The 19335-nt window shown below is 74.3% G+C and carries 20 protein-coding genes; 16 read left to right on the top strand and 4 right to left on the bottom strand.

Features of this window, described 5'->3' with window-relative positions; all coding sequences use genetic code 11:
• Positions 1–81: 81 nt before the first annotated feature.
• Complete coding sequence (locus ACIP6W_RS10505) at positions 82–345, bottom strand: hypothetical protein (protein ID WP_066653980.1); 264 nt, start codon at positions 343–345, stop codon at positions 82–84.
• 98 nt (positions 346–443) lie between these two features.
• Between ACIP6W_RS10505 and ACIP6W_RS10500 the strand changes: the two genes are divergently transcribed.
• From ACIP6W_RS10500 to ACIP6W_RS10480, 5 genes are all read left to right on the top strand, one after another.
• The gene (locus tag ACIP6W_RS10500) at positions 444–1406 is read left to right on the top strand and encodes an SDR family oxidoreductase (RefSeq protein WP_066658122.1); all 963 of its coding nucleotides are present in this window, start codon (positions 444–446) and stop codon (positions 1404–1406) included.
• A gap of 82 nt (positions 1407–1488) precedes the next feature.
• The gene (locus ACIP6W_RS10495; RefSeq protein WP_400429368.1) at positions 1489–2973 is read left to right on the top strand and encodes a reverse transcriptase domain-containing protein; all 1485 of its coding nucleotides are present in this window, start codon (positions 1489–1491) and stop codon (positions 2971–2973) included.
• 142 nt (positions 2974–3115) lie between these two features.
• The gene (locus tag ACIP6W_RS10490; protein WP_144411287.1) at positions 3116–4084 is read left to right on the top strand and encodes a helix-turn-helix transcriptional regulator; all 969 of its coding nucleotides are present in this window, start codon (positions 3116–3118) and stop codon (positions 4082–4084) included.
• Between the two features lie 58 nt (positions 4085–4142).
• On the top strand, positions 4143–4394 hold the full coding sequence (locus tag ACIP6W_RS10485) for a DUF4287 domain-containing protein (RefSeq protein WP_066653985.1): 252 nt from the start codon (positions 4143–4145) through the stop codon (positions 4392–4394).
• A gap of 63 nt (positions 4395–4457) precedes the next feature.
• Entirely contained in the window at positions 4458–5468 is a 1011-nt protein-coding gene (locus tag ACIP6W_RS10480; RefSeq protein ID WP_400429365.1) for a hypothetical protein, read from the top strand.
• Here the strand turns inward: ACIP6W_RS10480 and ACIP6W_RS10475 are convergent.
• A complete protein-coding gene (locus ACIP6W_RS10475) occupies positions 5456–6424 on the bottom strand; it encodes an AraC family transcriptional regulator (protein ID WP_400429362.1) in 969 nt (322 codons plus the stop codon). The two genes, ACIP6W_RS10480 and ACIP6W_RS10475, sit on opposite strands and share 13 nt — an antisense overlap.
• Positions 6425–6665: 241 nt before the next feature.
• Between ACIP6W_RS10475 and ACIP6W_RS10470 the strand changes: the two genes are divergently transcribed.
• From ACIP6W_RS10470 to ACIP6W_RS10450, 5 genes are all read left to right on the top strand, one after another.
• Positions 6666–6863, top strand: coding sequence for a hypothetical protein (locus ACIP6W_RS10470; RefSeq protein ID WP_066653991.1), 198 nt, complete (start codon positions 6666–6668; stop codon positions 6861–6863).
• Positions 6860–7063, top strand: coding sequence for a hypothetical protein (locus ACIP6W_RS10465; protein WP_066653993.1), 204 nt, complete (start codon positions 6860–6862; stop codon positions 7061–7063). Before ACIP6W_RS10470 ends, ACIP6W_RS10465 begins: the two co-directional genes overlap by 4 nt.
• Before the next feature lie 38 nt (positions 7064–7101).
• Positions 7102–7698, top strand: a complete 597-nt coding sequence (locus tag ACIP6W_RS10460; protein WP_400429359.1) for a TetR/AcrR family transcriptional regulator — start codon at positions 7102–7104, stop codon at positions 7696–7698.
• A 73-nt stretch (positions 7699–7771) separates the two neighbouring features.
• Positions 7772–9109, top strand: coding sequence for an alpha/beta fold hydrolase (locus tag ACIP6W_RS10455; protein ID WP_400429356.1), 1338 nt, complete (start codon positions 7772–7774; stop codon positions 9107–9109).
• Entirely contained in the window at positions 9106–10695 is a 1590-nt protein-coding gene (locus tag ACIP6W_RS10450) for a GMC family oxidoreductase (protein ID WP_400429353.1), read from the top strand. Before ACIP6W_RS10455 ends, ACIP6W_RS10450 begins: the two co-directional genes overlap by 4 nt.
• A gap of 116 nt (positions 10696–10811) precedes the next feature.
• On the opposite strand, the gene ACIP6W_RS10445 is transcribed toward ACIP6W_RS10450, so the two are convergent.
• Complete coding sequence (locus ACIP6W_RS10445) at positions 10812–11393, bottom strand: GIY-YIG nuclease family protein (RefSeq protein WP_400429350.1); 582 nt, start codon at positions 11391–11393, stop codon at positions 10812–10814.
• Positions 11394–11461: 68 nt separating this feature from the next.
• On the bottom strand, positions 11462–12358 hold the full coding sequence (locus tag ACIP6W_RS10440) for a siderophore-interacting protein (RefSeq protein WP_251161053.1): 897 nt from the start codon (positions 12356–12358) through the stop codon (positions 11462–11464).
• A 57-nt stretch (positions 12359–12415) separates the two neighbouring features.
• Between ACIP6W_RS10440 and ACIP6W_RS10435 the strand changes: the two genes are divergently transcribed.
• From ACIP6W_RS10435 to ACIP6W_RS10410, 6 genes are all read left to right on the top strand, one after another.
• Entirely contained in the window at positions 12416–13093 is a 678-nt protein-coding gene (locus ACIP6W_RS10435; protein WP_066654006.1) for a heme oxygenase (biliverdin-producing), read from the top strand.
• A 279-nt stretch (positions 13094–13372) separates the two neighbouring features.
• On the top strand, positions 13373–16024 hold the full coding sequence (locus ACIP6W_RS10430) for a phosphoenolpyruvate carboxylase (protein WP_209682897.1): 2652 nt from the start codon (positions 13373–13375) through the stop codon (positions 16022–16024).
• Positions 16025–16152: 128 nt separating this feature from the next.
• The gene (locus tag ACIP6W_RS10425) at positions 16153–17367 is read left to right on the top strand and encodes a multidrug effflux MFS transporter (RefSeq protein WP_251154982.1); all 1215 of its coding nucleotides are present in this window, start codon (positions 16153–16155) and stop codon (positions 17365–17367) included.
• 57 nt (positions 17368–17424) lie between these two features.
• Positions 17425–17763 carry an STAS domain-containing protein gene (locus ACIP6W_RS10420; RefSeq protein WP_400429346.1) on the top strand — a complete coding sequence of 113 codons (339 nt, stop codon included), beginning with the start codon at positions 17425–17427 and terminating at the stop codon, positions 17761–17763.
• Positions 17760–18173, top strand: a complete 414-nt coding sequence (locus ACIP6W_RS10415) for an ATP-binding protein (RefSeq protein WP_400429343.1) — start codon at positions 17760–17762, stop codon at positions 18171–18173. The genes ACIP6W_RS10420 and ACIP6W_RS10415 overlap by 4 nt, the downstream gene beginning before the upstream one ends.
• A 142-nt stretch (positions 18174–18315) precedes the next feature.
• The gene (locus ACIP6W_RS10410) at positions 18316–19281 is read left to right on the top strand and encodes an AraC family transcriptional regulator (protein WP_400429340.1); all 966 of its coding nucleotides are present in this window, start codon (positions 18316–18318) and stop codon (positions 19279–19281) included.
• Positions 19282–19335 lie beyond the last annotated feature (54 nt).

Here is a 19335-nt window from a genome sequence, read left to right as displayed (position 1 = left end):
TGTTGAGCCGCGCTCACGCGACGCGGCTCACGCGACGATCGGTCGACGCGCCCGCGCTCGCGCGTCGGTCGACCGCCGGTCTCAGAGGCCGAGACGGAAGGCGAGGGGGACGAGCAGCCCGGCGACCCAGACGAGGACCATCACCAGCGCGCCCGCGGCGAGCCACCGCCGACGCCGGCGCAGTCTCGGGCTGCGGTCCTCGCCCCACATCTGCGCCCGGACCAGCGTCCGGTTCGCCTGCTCGACGACGCGGCGCACCTCGGGGTCCTCGAGCGGGAGCGCCCCGGACCGGGCGTGCTCGGCGATCGCCGTCGCCTCCTCGACCGTCAGCTCGTCCTTCGGCATGCGCCCATCGTCGCACCCCCGGGCACGTCCGGGAAGCCGTGGGGCAACCGCACCCGGCCTGGGCGTCGTCGCAGCCGGTCGCGGGTAGCAACGAGGTCATGACCAAACGGTTCCGCGGGAAGATCGTCGTCGTCACCGGAGCATCGAGCGGCATCGGGAGGGCCGCGGCGCACGAGTTCGCCCGACAGGGGGCCACCCTCGTGCTCGCCGCTCGCAGCCACGACAGCCTCGAGGCCGCCGCGGCCGAGTGCCGGTCACTCGGCGCCGAGGCGGTCGCGATCCCGACCGACGTCGCCGACGAGCACGCCGTGCGCGACCTCGTCGCCACCACCACCGCACGGTTCGGCCGGATCGACGTCTTCGTCGGCAACGCGGCGCTCTTCGTCTACGGGCTCTTCGAGCAGACCCCGACGAAGGCGTTCAAGCGCGTCGTCGACACGAACCTGTACGGGCACCTCCACGCGATCTCCGCGCTGCTGCCGCACTGGAAGCAGCGCGGCACGGGGACGTACGTGCTCGTCGGGTCGATCCAGTCGCTGCTCTCCGCGCCGTACCAGTCGGCGTACGTGACGAGCAAGCACGCCGCACTCGGGCTGGTCGACGTCCTCGGCGACGAGTACGCGGGCACCGGGATCCGGTTCACCGCCCTGCTCCCCTCGACGATCGACACCCCGATCTACCAGAACGGGGCGAACTACACCGGCAAGACCTCGCACCCCCTGCCGCCCACCGTGTCGGTCGAGCGCGCCGGTCGGGCCGTCGTCCGCGCCGCGCTGCACCCGAAGCGCTACCGCTTCGTCGGGCGGATCCAGGCGTCGCTCGTGCCGCTGCAGTACGTGTTCCCGGGACTGTTCCACAAGATCACGAAGCCGATGGTGGAGACGTTCGCGCTCCGGGGCAAGGGCGTGCCGAGCGACGGCAACCTGTACGAGCCCGCCGACGCCCACAACGCGACCGACGGCGGCTGGGTGGCGAAGCGCCGCCGCGTGACGCGTCCGCTCGTCTGGGCGGGCATCGCCGCGGTGGTCGGCACGGTCCTGCTCGGCCGCCCACGTCGCTAGCGGGACCGGAGCCGGACGGGAGGCGCGTGGCGGTCCGGCCGCGCGCCTCCCGTCCGTCGGTCGCACACCGTAGGGTGACCGCGTGGAGTTCCCGGGGGAGGCGGCCGACGCGCGCGACGCGTCGACCTCTCCGGGGTCACCCCGGGGCACGCAGGACCAGCAGGACGACACGCCCCGAGCGGGACGGCGCGCTCCGCGCGCGACGCCGCACGGAGGCACCGACGGGTCCTCCGGGAACCCCACGCCCCTCGAGGTCGTGGCGACGGCGCTCGCCGACGCCTTCCTCACCGCCGACTCGTGGGCCGTCGACGACCTGACCGCCGCCGGCTACGCCGTGGTCGGCGTCGACCGCGCCTACGTGGGACGAGCCGTCGGGGCGGCGCTCGACACCTACCCGCGACCGCCCGTCGACGCACCCCGCCAGCTCGCCCGGGTGCTCGCCGCGGCGCCCCGGCTCGCCGCCCTGCACCGCTCCCGCGAGGCCCGGCGTCCGGTCCGCGTGCTCGCCCGTCCGGTCACCGCCGTCCGCGCACGTCCCGCAACCGAGAGCCCGCTGCTCGTCGACACGCTCCCGGAGCTCGCCCGGGCGCTCGACGTCACCGTCGGTCGGCTGCTCTGGCTCGCCGACACCCGGGCGTGGAACCGGCACGCCCCGGCGGGCAGTCCGCTCCACCACGTCCGGCACGAGTGGGTGGTCCGGCCCGGACGGGTACCGCGCCTGCTCGAGAAGCCGATGGACCTGCTCCGCCGGACGCAGCGCACCGTCCTGGACGGCCTGCTGGTCCGGCTCCCGGTGCACGACGCCGCCCACGGGTTCGTGGCGGGACGGAGCGTCGTCACCGGCGCCGCGGTGCACACCGGGCAGCACGTCGTGCTCAGCGCCGACCTGACCACGTTCTTCGCCAGCGTCACCGCCCCGACGGTCTACGGCGTGTTCCGGTCCGCCGGTTACGCGGAACCGCTCGCGCACGTCCTGACCGGGCTCTGCACCCACCGGGTCCCGCCCCACGTCCTCGTCGCGATGCCCGCCGGCGGGAGTCCCGAGGAACGCGCCGCGCTGCGCGAGGCCCTCGCCGTCGCCCACCTGCCACAGGGCGCGCCCTCGTCGCCGGCCCTCGCCAACACGGCGCTGCGGCACCTCGACGCCCGCCTCGCCGGCTGGGCGGGAGCGACCGGTGCCCGGTACACCCGTTACGCCGACGACCTGACCTTCAGCGGCGACCACCGGTTGGCCGCCCGACCCGACGCCTTCCTGCGCGGCGTCGAGCGGATCGTGACCGAGCAGGGGTACCGGCTCAACCCCCGCAAGAGCCGGGTCCGGAGGCGGGGGAGCCGGCAGTCGGTCACGGGGGTCGTCGTCAACGAGCGGCCGTCGCCCGGTCGCCGTGAGGTCGACCGGCTGCACGCCGTCCTGCACAACTGCGTCGTCCACGGCCCGGCGTCGCAGGACCGCGCCGGGCACCCCGACCTCCGCGCGCACCTGCTCGGCCGGATCGGCTGGGTCGAGCAGGTGCACCCCGGTCGCGCGCGGCGACTGCGCGAGGAGTTCGCCCGCATCCGGTGGTGACCCGTCCGCACGCTCCGCCGTCCGCCGTCCGCCGTCCGCCGTCCGCCCTCGGCCGTCCGGAGGTGCACGGACGGCGACTCCGACACCGGGACACGCTGTCCGGGAAGCGCACACCGGCCGCCGGTCCTGAGACCATGCGATCGTGACTGGGCAGGCACGAGGGACGGAGCACCCCACGTTCCGACGCTTCCGGGTGGAGGCCGTCAGCGAGCACCGGGGTGACGAACTCGACGAGATCTACGGGACCGCCGGCGGGATCGACAGCGCGCTCGACACCTTCCGCTACCTCGGCGCGGGCGACGCCGAGGTCTCGGTCCGCCGGGCCGAGGTCCAGGGCACGCGGGCCGGCGTCATGCAGCCGCGCGACGAGCACATCGTCTTCTGGATCGGGGACGGCAGTGCGACCATCGAGGACCTCGACGGCGGCGACCCGCTCGCCGTGCAGCCGGGTGCACCGGTCCTGCTCACCGCCTCGCGTCGCTACGCCTTCACGGCGGACGTCCGCACGATCACGATGGTCCACCTGTCGGACCGCGTGCTCCGTCGCGCGCTCGTGCGCAGGGGACACCTGCCGACCGGGCCGGTGGTCCTCGCGCCGGAGTCCCCGGACGAGTCCGCGCGGCGGGCCCTGCGTGCCGTGATCCGTGCGCACGGTGGACCGGTCATGGACGCCGCGCTCGCCGACGCCGTCCGACAGACGATCAACGCGGAGATCGCCGACGCCGTCGTGGCGGCCTTCCCGGTCCTGCCGGCCGTCGCGCCGACCGGCCGTGGCTCCGCCGCGCGCGCAGCGGAGTGGATCCGCGCGCACGCCGACCAGCCGGTCACGCTCCGGGACATCGCGGACGCCGTCGGGATCAGCGAGCGGGGGCTGCAGAACGCGATGCACCGTCGGTTCGGGGAGTCGCCGATGGCCAGGCTCCGGGCGGAGCGGCTCGACGGTGCCCGACGGGAGCTCGAGACGTCCGGCGGGGACCTCCTGGTGGCCGACGTCGCGCGCCGGTGGCAGTGGGCGCACCTCGGTCGGTTCGCCGCCGCGTACGCCGACCGCTTCGGCGAGCACCCGAGCGACACCCTGCACCGCAGCCGGCGGGACGACGGGTTCCGCTGAGGCCACGGCGGCGGCGCCGGCGTCCGCACGTCCTGCGACCACGGCTACCCTGGCGGCCATGACGACACGCCGCGTGACCGCTCCGGAGCCGCCGGAGGACGGGTCGAAGCCGAAGGGCCCCGCCTCGTACTTCCCGAGCATCGAGCGGACCTACGGGCGCCCCGTGCAGGACTGGCTCGACCTGGTCGCCGAGCAGCTCGACGGGCACCGGCACGCGGAGGTGGTGGCCTGGCTGAAGGACGAGCACGGGTTCGGCCACGGGCACGCGAACGCGGTCGTCGGGTACGTCCGGAACGCGCTCGACGGCTGACCCGGCCCGGGCACCCGACGGTTCGGCATCCGCGGTGTCGGTGGTGCTCCCTACGGTGACGGCGTGGTCGAACCGGTGGACGCGTGGTGGCGACGGCGACAGTGGTCGCGGGGCACCGCCGTACCGTACGCCGTCGGCGAGTTCCGCTCGGCGTGGGCGTCGTACCCGGTGCTCGTGCGGCAGTACCACCCGGAGTGGAACCACGGCGTGGTGCTCACGCAGGTGCCGCCCGCGGCCGAGGTCCTGCTGACGTGGGAGTGCGACGTCGGTCACGTCTTCGTCGCGACGCCTGCCGAGCAGCGGTCGCGACCCGGGCGGGAGCGCCGACGGTCCGTCTGGTGCCCCGAGTGCCACCTGCAGGCGGCACCGCAGCGGTGGCCGGTGCTCCCCGAGGACTGGCCGGCAGCGGTCCCGCCGCCGCAGCGGGCCGAGCGGGTCAACGGCCGCCGGACGCTCCCGTCGGCTCCGGGGCGCGGCCCGGTCCCCGGGGTGGGCCGGGTACCCACGGGCACGGTGGCGTCGTCCCGACCGGGGGCCCGTGCTGCGGGACGGTCTGGCGCACGCTCGACACGGGCGAGCGGCGCACGGTCGTCGCAGCCGGTCCCACGGTCGATCTGCCCTCAGACCCCGAGGATCCCGTCGGGGGACTCCTTCACGAGCGTGTGCGCCCCCGCGCCGGCGTCGGCGGTCGAGGCCGACCTGCGGCAGGCGCTGCGTGACCGGTTCGCCTTCACGTTCGACCACACGGCCATCCGGCTCGACCGCCCGTTCTTCGACCACGTCGAGGCCTGGCCGGACATCGTGCTCCCGGAGCTGCGCGTCGCGATCGAGTACGACAGCACGGGCCGACACGGGCTCGAGCACGTCGGACCCCGGCAGGAGACGGACCGGCGGAAGGACCGTGCCGTCCGCGCCGTGGGGTGGGAGGTCGTGCGGATCCGGACCGGCCGCCTGCCCGCACTCGGTCCGCACGACCTCGAGGTGTCCGGCATCTCCGGGCGCACGATCGAGCGGCTCGTCGACACCCTGCGGGACCTCCGCGGAGCGCTGTTCGTCGACGCCTACGCGCGCTGACGGCCGGATCGGCGCAGGGTCTGGCGCGGGTACTCGCCGTGGCGCTGCTGGTAGGTCGCGGAGAACCGGCCCGCGTGGGCGAACCCCCACTCGCGCGCAACCTCGGCGATGTTCGTCGTCGCCGGGTCGCCGGCGAGCAGCGCCTCGCGCACGCGGTCGAGCCGGACCTGTCGGATGTACGCGTTCGGCGACAGCTCGAAGGTGCGCTGGAACGCCGTCTGGAGGGCGCGGAGGCTGAGCGATGCGACCCGCGCCAGGTCGGTGCTCGTGATCGGCAGGTGCGCGTGCTCGTGGACGTACTCGACGGCTCGTCGGACGTGTGCGTTGCGGGGGAGCAGCAGCTCGTCCGGCAGCGACGCGCTGACGATCGGGTAGAGCTCCAGCAGTGCCAGCGCCCCGAGCCGACCCATCTCGGCCTGCAGCAGCGGGGAGGCACGGCGGTCGAGGACGGTGTGCGAGATGAGCTGGACGCTGCTCCGCCAGACGCGCATCGCCCGCTCGTCCGGTCGGACGGTGTGGTCGAGCACGAGCTGCCCGGGCGCCGTCCCGCGTTCACCGGCGACCTCCTCGAGGGCGCTCCGGTTGACCTGGACGATGCGCTGGTCGTAGTCGTCGTACGAGAACGCGGCGCCCTGCTGCGGCCAGAGCTGCGGTCGACCGGGCTCCATCACGATCTGCGCGTCTCCGGACCCGATCGCAGCGGTGCCGCGGGTCGTCCACTGCACCACGAAGTCGTCGGACGGCGTCATGACGCCCTCGAGGTGGCCGTCGAAGCGGATCGACCGCAGCGACATCGCCGCGTCCCCCACCGCCGAGTAGCGGAACGCGAACGGCTGTCCGGTCGCGTCGGCGCTCCACTCGTTCCCCGCGTAGGCGGTCGCGAGGAAGTCGCGGGCTTCGTCGAGGTCGGAGCTCTGGGTCTCGACGTCGATGCGTGGCGGCGTGATCGGGTTCATGGGTCCCGTGCATTCTGTCCGCCGGACGCGGCGCTGTCCGGACACCGGTGTCCCCGGTCCGGGGGTGGACGACGTGGTCCGCACAGCAGGGATGTCCGGAGATCGTCGGACGAGGACTGCCGGACGTCCGTCTTTCGTCGTCGTCGCCCGGTCGGCGTCCGCCCGGCGCCGCGGTCTCCTAGCGTCCTCGGTGGACGGGTGCCGGATCGGCCGGCCCCCCGGAGACCCGAGGACGACGACCGTGACCATCATCGCCACCGACCTGGACACCGGACCCACCACCGCCCGCGCCGCCGGGATCGGTCGCACGACCCCGCGGTTCGCCGAGGTGGTGGAGGCCCGCCGACAGCGTGGCCTCCAGATCGCCGCGGTGTCGACCGGTCTGCTCTCGGTGACCGTCGCCGCGTCCGCAGCGATCCTGCTGGGACTGTCCGCATGAGCATCCCGCGCAACGAACTCGGCATCCGCGGGTCGCGGCTCTCCCGCGGGACCCGCGCGCTGCCCGGGGCGGACCACTCGGTCGCCGACACCGTGCTGCCGGTCCGACGGTCGGCCGCCGCCGACGCACCGACGCAGCCGATCGACATGCGAGCCCTGCTCGCCGAGGCCCTCGACGCCGCTCGCGTGTCGGGCCAGTAGGCTCGCGCCACCCGCGGTCCCGACCCTGCAGAAGGCACATGACCCTCCTCACTCTGACCCCCACCGTCCGTGAGTCCCCGGCACAACGCCGGGCGTCGACCGCGGCGGACACCCTGTTCACACAGCACGGCGTCACCCCGGTGACGCTCGACGACGTCGCGGACGAGGCCGGACTCACGCGCGACGAGCTCACTGCCGCGTACCCGTCGAAGCGGGAGCTCGTCATCGCCGTGCTCCAGCGCTGGCACGGCGCGTGGCGACGGGCACTCGACGGCATCGCTCGGGACGCCGACGATCCGCGGGACGAGGTCCTCGGGGTGTTCGGGTACCTGGAGCAGTGCTTCGCCGACGAGGGCTGGCGCGGCTGCGCGTTCATCAACGGGCACGCGGAACTCGGGCGCACCGACCCGGCGATCGCCGAGCTCGCGCGAGCGCACTTCGCCGACGTCGAGGCACACCTGACGCAGCTCTGCGCGCGTGCCGGCGTGCCGTCGCACGTGGCGCAGGCGCTCTCGTTGCTCGTCGAGGGTGCCCGGGTGGAGTCCGCCGTGCAGCGGTCGGCGCAGCCCGCACGGGTGGCTCGCCTGGGTGCCGCGATGCTCCTCTCGGTCTACGAACCGCGCACGTCCTCCTGACACCGCCCGTCGGGGTACGTCGCAGGGGTACAGGAGCCTGGGTCCCGCGCGATCCGGACGGTAGGAACGAAGGATGACAGCGACCGCCTTCTGCCTGCACGCGCTGGGCTCGAGCTCGGAGGAGTTCGCCCTCCTCCGCTCCGAGCTCGCCGGCACCCTCGACCTCGTCGGCATCGACCTGCCGGGCTTCGGGCGGAGCCCCGCCTCCGGTGGCACGACCGTCGAGGAGATGGCCGTGCTCGTCGAGCGGGCGATCGGGGCGAGCGGCGCCACCGAGTGGGCGATCGTGGGTCACTCGATGGGTGGCAAGGTCGCGACGGTCGTCGCCGACCGCACGGTCTCGGGCGCGAACGGCCTGTTCGGACTCCGCGCCGTCGTCCTCCTCGCCGCCTCGCCCCTCGCTCCCGAGCCGATGGACGAGGACCGCCGCGACGCGATGCTCTCGTGGGCCGCGGACGGGCCGATCGAGCCGGACCACGCGGCGGAGTTCGTCGACGCGAACACCGCCGACGTGCTGCCCCCGGACCGGCACGAGCAGGCCGTGCAGGACGTGCGCCGCACCGACCCGCGCGCCTGGCGCGACTGGCTGCTCCGCGGTAGTCGGGAGGACTGGTCGACGACGGCCGAGCCGAACCCCGTCCCGGCGCTCGTGCTCGCCGGCGCCGAGGACGGCGACCTGGCGGCCGGAGCGCAGCGTCGCCTCACGATGCCGCACTGGCCCGCCGCCGAGCTGCACGAGGTACCTGGCGCCGCGCACCTGCTGCCGTGGGAGCGCCCGCAGGAGGTCGCCGCGCTCGTGCGCAGCTTCTGGGAGCGGCGTGTCGCCCACGGACCGGTCGTCCCCGCCGACCAGGCCCGGGTGATCGCCTCGCCGCGGGTGAGTGCTCGGACCCGGGGCGTGCTCGCGGTGCGTGCGCTGCCCGACGACCCCGCCGCGACGCCGGAGGCCCTGTCCCCGCAGCAGCTCGACGTGCTCCGGGCGGTGGCTCGGATCGTCGTCCCGCAGGCAGGGCCGGGAGAGGTGGACGTCGCGCTCCGTGTCGACCGTCAGCTCGCCGCCGGGCAGGGCGACGGATGGCGCCCCGACGGGATGCCGGAGGACGCCGACGCCTACCGCGGCGCGCTGGACGTGCTCGCGACGGTCGGTTCCGACGACCTGCCCGCGGTGCTCGAGGACGTCGCCGCCGGCCGGTACCGGCCGGACGGCCCGCTCGGGGCGGAACAGCTGCGCGTCTGGTTCGAGGACGCCAGCGTGGACCTCGTGAAGCAGTGGCTCGCCCACCCCGCCACGATGTCCGAGATCGACTACGACGGCTTCGCCAACGGTGGCGACGGCGTCCGGAAGCAGGGCTTCCAGCTGCTCGGAGCCGGGCAGCGGGAAGCGTGGGAACCCGAGGGAGCAGGACGATGAGACTCGACGCACAGCGCCACCACCAGGACGACGAGGTCGTCGACGTCGTCGTCGTCGGGACGGGTGCCGGCGGCGCCCCGCTGACCGCTCGCCTCGCCCGCGAGGGCCTGAGCGTCGTCGCGTTCGAGGCCGGTCGGAACACCGAGCCCGGCGACCACACGCCCGACGAGGTCGAGGCACCGGCGGACATCAACTGGATGGACGAACGCATCAGCGGTGGTGCCGCTCCGACCGCCTTCGGTCCGAACAACAGCGGGACCGGCGTCGGCGGCTCCACCCTGCACTGGGGCGCCTTCACCCCGCGCCCGAGCACGCACGACCTCCGTCTGCGCACCGAGAGCGGGCAGGGCGAGGACTGGCCGATCGACCACGCCGAGCTCACCGCGTACATCGAGCGCGTCGAGCACGAGGTCGGCGTCGCCGGCCCCGCGCACTACCCGTGGGACCCGGACCGCCGGTACCGGATGGGTCCACCCGCGCGGAACGCCTCGTCGGACATGATGATGCGCGGCACCGCGGCGCTCGGCATCACCGCGACGGACGCACCGGTCGCCCTGACCACCGAGGACCGGGTGCAGGAGCACCACGGGCTGCGCCAGGCGTGCGTGTCCTGCGGGTCGTGCCACCAGGGCTGCCGCAACGGGGCGAAGGTGTCGATGGACACGACCTACCTGCCCGCCGCCGTCGCCTTCGGCGCGGAGATCCGTCCGGAGTCGTTCGTGCACGGCATCGAGCTCGACGCCGACGGCAGGGTCTGCGCCGTGCTCTACACGCGCGACGGCCGTGAGCGCCGCCAGCGGTGCCGGTCCCTCGTGCTGGCCGCGGGCGGGGTGGAGACGCCGCGTCTGCTCCTGCACACCGGGCTGGCCAACAGCAGCGGCCAGGTCGGTCGGAACTTCACGGCGCACGGGGCGACCCAGGTGTGGGCGACCTTCGACGAGTCGATGCGGTCGTACCGCGGCTACCCGTCGTCGATCATCACCGAGGACTTCGTCCGGCCCGCGGACGCCGACTTCGCCGGTGGGTACCTGATCCAGAGCCTCGGCGTCCAGCCGCTGACCTTCGCGACCACCCTGGTCCGTGGCGGGGGGCTGCGCGGTGCCGAGCTCGTCAAGGCCATGCGCGACTACCCGCGGACGGCCGGCGTCGGGATCAACGCCGAGTGCCTGCCGTACGACGACAACCGGCTCGTGCTCTCCGACGACCTCGACGAGCACGGCGTGCCGCGGGCCCGTGTGAGGTTCTCGCCGGGTTCGAACGAGGACGCGATCCGCGCCCACGCCGTCCGCACGATGACCGCCATCGTCGAGGCCGCCGGCGGGACCGACGTCCGGGTGCTCGAACGCACCGCCCACACGATCGGGACGGCGCGCATGGGTTCCGACGCCGGGTCGTCCGTCGTCGACCCGGCGGGTCGGTCGTGGGACGTGCCGAACCTGTGGGTCTGCGACAACTCGGTGTTCCCGAGTGCCGTCATCGCGAACCCCGCGCTCACGATCATGGCGCTGTCCCTGCGCACCGCCGACCGGTTCCTGCGGGACGACCCGGCAGCAGACCGGCAGCGCGCGACGGCCGCAGCGGCCTGACCCGAGGTGCTGCGCGGCACCGCCGCGCAGCACCTCCACGACCCGCGTCGCGCACGGCACACGTCCGCGCAGGGAACGGGAGCCGGTCCCTGCCGTGCAGGGACCGGCAGCCGGCCTCAGCCGCGCAGCGCCAGTGCCTCGCTCGTCCACCGGGCGTGCAGCGCCCACGGGTCGTCCACGCCCGCGGCGACCCGCGCGACGTGCTCAAGCAGTGCCGGCGTGGTCCGGAACCACTCCGTCCCCGGGAACCGGTCGTCCGCGAAGGCCGTGTGCCGTCGTCGCTCGACGGACCGGTCGCCGCGTTCGAACGCCAGGAGCTCCTGGTGCGGCACCGCTGCGAGCCGTCGCCGCGGGTTCGCGGTCGTGCCGATCTTCACCCGGTCGCCGAAGTCGTCGCGCTGCCGGAGGTAGTAGACGACGTCGACGCGCGGCGGTGGCAGTTCGCCGTCCGGCACGTCGCCCCACCGCCACTCGCACGTCCCGCACAGCACGGCGCTCGGCCAGCGCACGCCCACGCGCGACCCGCAGACCGGGCACGGGCCCGGCAGCGCGTCCTCCGTTCCGACGTGCTCCGCCGCGACCTCGGCGACCAGGGTCACGTGTCCGCCGCAGAGCGGCAGGACGGCGGCGAAGCCGTCCGCGGACGGCGCGTCGCAATCGGGGACGCAGCAGGCGGGGACGGCAGGAGGGGTGACCACCCGGCGGACGCTAGCGTGCGCCACCGACGCGCACCGGGCCTCCCGGCCGACGCACGGAGCGGGGTCGCTCAGTCCGCGAAGATCACGCCGACCGGCTCGCGCTTCTCCTCCTGGAACCGGTCCTCGGCCCGTCCGAGCGCCCAGTACGCGGACAGGGACATCTCCGCCTTCTCGAGGCCCCACTCGTCCTGCAGCACGCGGCGGAGCGCCTTCACCGCGGTCCGCTCGCCGTGCGCGAAGACCTGCACCGGTCGGGAGGCACGGGGCAGCGCCCGAGCGGCGGCCACCAGCAGCGTGCCCGGCTCGGCGCCGGTGGCGTCGCGGTGCAGCCACCGCAGGTCGACCCCGTCCGGGTGCTCGAGCGGCTGCTCGTCGGCTGCGCCGCCGACCTCGACGAGCGCGACGCCGCGGGCGTCGTCGGGCATCGCGGCGAGGGCCGCGCCGATCGCGGGCAGTGCGCTGTCGTCGCCGAGGAGCACGTGGGTGACGGTCGGGTCCGTCGACGGCGCGTACCCGCCGCCGGGCCCGGACAGGGCGAGCAGGTCACCGGGCTGGGCGGCGGCCGCCCACGGGCCGGCGAGACCCCGGTCGCCGTGCCCGTCCTCGGGCCGGTGGTCGTCGTGCCCGTGGCCGTCGTGCCCGTGGTCGTCGTGCAGCACGAAGTCGATCGCGATGGTCCCGGCGGCGTGGTCGACGGACCGGACCGTGTAGGTGCGGCGCGCGGGCCGCTCGTGCTTCGGCAGGGTCTCGCGCAGCGCCTCGAGGTCGTACGGCGGGGTCAGGCCGCTCGACGGCGGCGCGAGCAGGAGCTTGACGTACTTGTCGGTGGCGGCGAGGCGGTCCGGGTCGGCCCCGTCGACGAAGTCCCGGAAGGCCGGACCACCGAGGTGGACGCGCACCATGTGCGGGGACAGGTGCTCCGTGCGGTCGACGACGAAGACGTGCTGGGTGCGCTTGGGACTCATCCTGGGATTCCTCTTCCGGTGCTCGACCTTGCCAGCTACTGAGGTTAGCCTCACCTCATGAGTCCGACCGTGACGCCGTTCTCCGAGCTCCTGCGCCGGCGCTCCCGCACCGCTGCGGACCCGGCCGTGTGGACCGGCGGTGCCCACGACCTGCTCGCGGGGGAGTGCGACGTCGCCGACTACGCCGACCTGCTCGGCCAGTACGCCGTCGTGTACGACGCCCTGGAGCGTGCCGCCGAGCGGATGGCGGACCACCCGGTCGCCGCACCGTTCGTCACGACGCAGCTCACCCGGATGCCCGCGATCCGCGCCGACCTCGAGTACCTCGTCGGTCCGGACTGGTCCGAGCTCTGCTGTCCGACCGCGGCGACCACCGCGTACGTCCGTCGCCTGTGCGCCGTCGCGGCGACCTCGCCCGGGGCGTTCGTCGCGCACCACTACACGCGGTACCTCGGGGACCTGACGGGCGGCCCCACGCTGGCCCGGATGCTCGAGGACCGGTTCGGGTTCGACACGAACGGCGTGCTCTTCACGATCTTCGACCAGGTGGCCGACCCCGCCGCCTTCGAGGACACCTACCGGGCCCAGCTCGACGCGGCCCCGTGGTCGGACGCCGAGCGCGAGGCCGTGCTCGCCGAGGTGGAGCTGGCCGCGGGCCTCGACCGGGCGCTCGTGGCCTCGGTGCGTCGCCCGACGGCGGGCGACGGCCGGACCGTGCCGCTGCTCCCCGCCTGACCGTGCCGCTGCTCCCCGCCTGACCGTGCCGGTGCTCCCCGCCTGACCGTGCCGGTGCTCCCCGCCTGAGCGGGATCCGGTGACGACGGGGCAGATCGACCGCCGCCGCGACCGCCGCCGCGACCGCCGCTGCGCCCGCCGCCGCGTCCGTCGGCGCGCTGGCGGGCCATGCCCTGGGCGGTCCGCGGTCCGTCCGGACGGTCGTCGTCACGTGCCCGCGTCCGCCGGTACAGTGCTGGGGACCCGGGACGCGGTCCCGGCGCAACGTGAGAGGAACCCATGACGGCGATCGACGGATCGACGCGCCACGGGCGCGCACGGGACGACGTCAGCGGCGCGGTCGACAGCGACCTGCGCGCGGACGTCCGGTACCTCGGCAACCTGCTCGGGCGGGTGCTGCGGGAGACCGGGGGTGACGAGCTGCTGCACGACGTCGAGAGCCTGCGCGCCGCCGTCATCGACGCCTACGAGGGCTCCGACGCCGAGGGCGCCGCCCGTGCCGAGGCGATCGTGGCCGGCATGTCCGCCGAGCGGGCCGAGGCCGTCGCCCAGGCGTTCACGACGTACTTCCACCTGACGAACCTGGCCGAGGAGCACCACCGCGTGCGCGTCCTCCGTGCCCGGGGCGACGACGGCGGCCTGCCCGGCGACTCGTTCCCCGCGACGTACGCCTCGCTCGTCGAGCAGGTCGGCGCCGACGAGGCCGCCGCGCGCCTGGCCGACCTGCGGTTCCACCCGGTGCTCACCGCCCACCCGACCGAGGCCCGCCGTCGCGCGGTCACCACGGCCGTCCGGCGCATCACCGACCTCATCGACGAGCGCGACCGCTCCCGCAACGCCACCGCCCGCGCCGAGAACGAGCGGCGGCTGCTCGAGGAGATCACCACGCTCCTGCGCACCTCACCGCTGCGCACGACCCGGCCGACCCCGCTCGACGAGGTCCGCACGGCGATGAGCGTGTTCGACCAGACCCTGTTCGAGATCGTGCCGCAGGTCTACCGCCTGCTCGACGACCGGCTGCTCGGGGACGACGCCGGTCGGGTCCCGGTGACCGCACCGGCCTTCGTGCGCTTCGGCACCTGGATCGGCGGCGACCGCGACGGCAACCCGCACGTCACCGCCGGCGTCACGAAGCAGGCCGCCGACATCGCCGCCGAGCACATCCTGCTCGGCCTCTCCCGCGCGGCCACCCGCATCGGTTCGGCACTGACGCTCGACGCCGCCGAGACCCCCGCGGACGCCGGACTGCAGGCCCTCGTCGCAGCGCAGGAGCAGCTCGACCCGGGCATCGCCGAGCGGATCGGCGTCCGTGCCCCGAACGAGACGCACCGTCGCGCACTGCTCTTCGTCGCCGCCCGCATCCGCGCGACGCGCCGCGGCCAGGAGGGCCTGGCGTACGGCGACCCCGAGGAACTGCTCGCCGACCTCCGGGTGATCCAGGCGTCGCTCGTCGCCGCCGGTGCCGTCCGGACCGCGAACGGCGACCTGCAGAACCTCGTCTGGCAGGTCGAGACCTTCGGGTTCCACCTCGCCGAGCTCGAGGTCCGTCAGCACTCGCAGGTGCACCGGAACGCGCTGGCGGAGATCCGGGCCGGCGGCGAGCTGAGCGAGACCACGGAGGAGGTCCTCGCGGTGTTCCGCACCGTCGCGGACCTGCAGCAGCGCTACGGCGTCCGTGCCGCGCACCGCTACATCGTCTCCTTCACGCAGTCGGCCGCCGACCTGGCGAACGTGCACGAGCTCGCCCGTGCCGCCTGCGGTGACGCGGCCCCGGTGCTCGACGTCATCCCGTTGTTCGAGACCTTCGCCGACCTGCACGCGAGCGTCGACATCCTCGACGAGGCCGTGCGCACCGAGCCCTTCCAGCGGCGGCTCGCGGCGACCGGGCGTCGGCTCGAGGTCATGCTCGGCTACTCCGACTCGTCGAAGGACGTCGGCCCGGTCTCGGCGAACCTGGCGCTCTACGACGCTCAAGCACGGATCGCCGACTGGGCGCGCGAGCAGGACGTCGAGCTGACGCTGTTCCACGGCCGCGGCGGATCGCTCGGCCGCGGTGGTGGCCCGGCGAACGAGGCGGTCCTCGCACAGCCGCCGGGGTCGATCGACGGGCGGCTCAAGCTCACCGAGCAGGGCGAGGTCATCTTCGCCCAGTACGGCGACCAGGACATCGCGGCACGGCACCTCGAGCAGATGGCCTCGGCGACGCTGTTCGCGTCGTCGCCGTCGAACGAGGAGCGCACGGCCGTCGCGGCGACCCGCTTCGCCGACCTCGCGCAGCAGCTCGACGACGTCTCGCGCCGCGCGTTCTACGACCTGGTCAAGGCGGACGGCTTCGCGCCGTGGTTCGCCCGCGTCACCCCGATGGAGGAGATCGGACTCCTGCCGCTCGGCTCCCGCCCGGCCCGACGCGGCCTGAGCGTGGAGTCGCTCGAGGACCTCCGAGCGATCCCGTGGGTGTTCTCGTGGACGCAGGCACGCATCAACCTCGCCGGGTGGTACGGCCTCGGCTCCGCGCTCGAGGCCGTCGGCGACGTCGATGCCCTGCGCGCCGCGTACGCGGAGTGGCCGCTGTTCGGCGCGATGATCAAGAACGTCGAGATGTCGCTCGCGAAGACCGACGAGCAGATCGCCCGCCGCTACCTCGAGCTCGCCGACCGCGACGACCTGGCCGCCAAGGTGCTCGACGAGATGCTCCGCACCCGCGACTGGGTGCTGCGGGTCTCCGGCGGGAGCGACGTGCTCGAGGACCGTCCGGTGCTCGCGCGTGCCGTGCGGCTGCGCAGCCCGTACGTCGACGCGCTGTCGCACCTGCAGCTGCGCGCCCTGCGGGCGATCCGGACCTCCGGCAGCACCGACCCGACGGACGGCGACCACCGCCTGCTCCTGCTCACCGTCAACGGGGTCGCGGCCGGTCTGCAGAACACGGGCTGATCCGCCCACGACCGCGTCACGGACGGGAGGCGCGGTGCCGGCGGGCACCGCGCCTCCCGTCCGTCACGGGTCAGCGTGGTGCCCGACGGCCGTCGCGGATCGGTCCGCGCAGGCGTAGCGTGGCGTCGGTGACGACGGAGCGCGCGGGGACCGGACCGACGACCGCGACGACCCGGCTGCCGCCGATCGTCCCACTGGCACTGATCGTCGGCGTCTCGCCCTTCGCCACCGACATGTACATCCCGGCGCTCCCGACGATCGCCCGCGACCTCGACACCACGCCCGGGGTCGTGCAGCTGTCGCTCACGGCCTTCCTCGTCGCGTTCGCGGTCGGCCAGCTCCTCGCCGGGCCCGTGAGCGACGGCACCGGACGGCGACCGCTGCTCCTCGTCGGGACCGTCGGCTTCGCGCTGGCGTCCGTCGGCTGTGCGCTCGCACCGGACGCGGGCACCCTGGTGGCCGCCCGCGTGCTGCAGGGACTCGCCGGTGCGGCCGGAGCCGTCGCCGGTCGTGCGATGGTCTCCGACACGGCCTCGGGGCCACGGGCGGCGACGGTGTTCGGCACCCTGGCCGCGATCAACGCCGTCGGGCCGGTCGTCGCACCGCTGGCCGGCGGCGCCGTGCTCACCGTCGGGTCCTGGCGCCTGATGTTCGTCGTCCTCGCCGTGCTCGGGGTGGCGTTCGCCGTCACGGTCGTCCTGCGCTTCGGTGAGACCCTCCCGCCGGCCGCCCGGGGCGGGACCGGCTTCCGGGCGAACGGGCGTCGCATCCGGGACCTGCTCGCGATCGGGCGCTTCCGGGCCTACGTCCTGACCGGGGTGCTCTCGACTATCGGCTTCTTCGCCTACATCGCGACGAGCTCGTTCGTGTTCCAGCAGCAGTACGGCTTCTCGGAGCAGCGTTACACGCTCGTGTTCGCGACGAACGCCTCGGTGATGGTCGTCACGACGCTCGTGTTCCGCCGCGTCGTCGGCCGGTTCTCCGAGGACTCCCTGCTGACCGCGGGGCTCGCCACGGGGACCCTCGGCAGCGCGGTCGTCCTGGTCGCCGCCCTCGCCGGAGCGGGACCCGTGCCGGTCTGGTGCGGGCTCGCGGTGGTCACCGGGGCCTGGGGGTTCGTGCTGCCCGCGGCCATGACCCGGACGCAGCACGTCGGCGCTGCCCACCCGGGGACCGCGGCCGCACTGCAGGGCGGTCTCACCTTCGGACTCGGCGGGCTCGGGACGCCGCTCGCGGGTGCGCTCGGCGGGACCGCGACCGCGATGGGCGCCGTGATGGCGACGCTCATGGCGGCCGCCGTCGTCGTCCAGGTCCTCGCGACGCGGCGAGGCCGTACCGCCTGACGGCTCACACCCGGTAGGTTGCAGGGTGCACCCGCACCGAACCGAGGAGGCCCCTGCATGGACATCGTCGTACACGAGGCGACAGACGACACCGCCGTGCTGGAGTGCAGCGGACGACTCAACATGGTGAGCGCGGGAGCCTTCCGCGAGACCGTGGCGAAGGTCGTCGAGGGCGGACGCTCGCGTCTCGTCGTCGAGCTCTCCGGCGTCGAGTTCATGGACTCGTCCGGACTGGGCGCCCTGGTCGGCTGCCTGAAGACCGCGCGCCAGGCCGGGGGAGACCTGCGGCTCGCCGCCCCCTCCGAGCAGGTGCAGATGGTGCTCAAGCTCTCCAACATCGACAAGATCCTGCGGACGTACCCGGACGGGGACGCCGCGGTGACGATCTGGGCATGACCGTGGCCACCGGCGAGCACGTCCTCGACCTCGCCTGCCCGCCCGGCGACGTCACGGCGGTGCACACGTTCCTGTCCTCGGTGTGGGCACACGAGCCCGAGCTGTCCCTCGAGGACCGCATGGCGCTCGAACTCGCCCTCGTCGAGCTCGCCTCGAACGTCATCGAGCACGGAGCCGGCGGTCGTCCGGTGTCCTGCTCGCTCCGGATGGACGTCGGCCCGGACGAGGTCACGGTGTCGCTGTCCGACGACGGTGTGCCGGTCCTGGTCGACCCGTCGGCGGCGCACCTGCCGGACGCGCTGGCCGAGGGCGGCCGCGGGCTCGCGCTCGTGCAGATGGTCGTCGACGACCTGCGCTACGAGCGGGTCGACGACCGGAACCGATGGGTCGTCCGGCGCGGCCGCCGCTGACCGGCCGCCGCTGACCGGTCGCCGCTGACCGGTCTCCGCGTCCGGCCCGCGCATCATCCGTTTCCCGCACGGGAGGAGCCGGTCCGCGCACCCCGGGACGGTGCGCATGCGGGACCGGCGATGTCGTGTCACGCTCGGTCCGGTGACGACCGAGACGCGCGCTGACACCCGGATGCGCTACGAAGCCGTGGGGACCGACCTCGGCGCGGCGCTCCAGCTCTTCTCGGACGCGTACGACGGCGCGCACTTCGCTGCGCGCCACACCGCGCGGTCGTTCGGGTACCGCTTCAAGGCGGTCGGTGACGCGTCGATGTCGTTCCGGTCGACCCACTTCGACGCGCACGCGACGGGTGAGGCGTCCTCCGGCGACGACTACGCCGTCATGTGGGCGACCGACGGCGGAGGCACGGTCGACGTCGGTCGGGACGAGGCGTCCTTCGCTCCCGGGCACGCGCTCGTGTTCCCGGCAGGTCGGCCCTTCGTCTTCGAGGTCGAGGACGTCCGGCAGAACCTCGTGCACTTCGACCGGAGGTTCCTCGAGGGCATCGCGGCGGAGGAGCACGGCGGGCAGGCGGGCGCGATCGTCTTCGACCACACCGCGAGACCGCACGCCGAGGACCTGCGGGTGTGGAACGCACAGGTCCGACGGGCCGCGCAGGTCGTCCTCGGCCCCGCGGCTCCCTCACCGCTCGTCATGGCCGAGACCGCACGCGAGACCGCACTCGCGATGCTGCGGACCTTCCCGCACGAGCAGATCGCGCCCGAGGTCCCGATGCCGCAGGGTGCGACGAGCCGGGTCCGCGACGCGGTCGAGTACATGCACGCCTACGCGCACACCCCGATCACGACCACCGACGTGGCCGAACACGTCGGACTCAGCGTCCGCGGGCTGCAGCAGGCGTTCCAGCGGCAGGTCGGGACCGCCCCGAACGCCATGCTCCGTGGCATCCGGATGGACCGCGTGCGCGAGGAGCTCCACCGGGGCACCCCGGGGGAGCTCACGGTCGCCGCGGTCGCGGTCCGGTGGGGCTTCGCGCACCTCGGTCGGTTCTCGGCTGCCTACTCGGCGCGGTTCGGCGAGTACCCGCGCGACACCCTGCACAGCTGACGGCCGTCGCCGCCAGGGCTGCCCGCTCCGCTGCCCGGATGCCCGCTACGCTGC

The organism is Curtobacterium sp. NPDC088465 (assembly GCF_044753165.1).
GTDB lineage: Bacteria > Actinomycetota > Actinomycetes > Actinomycetales > Microbacteriaceae > Curtobacterium.
The sequence above is the reverse complement of the archived record's forward strand: the minus strand, read 5'-3'. Positions and strand labels throughout refer to the sequence as shown.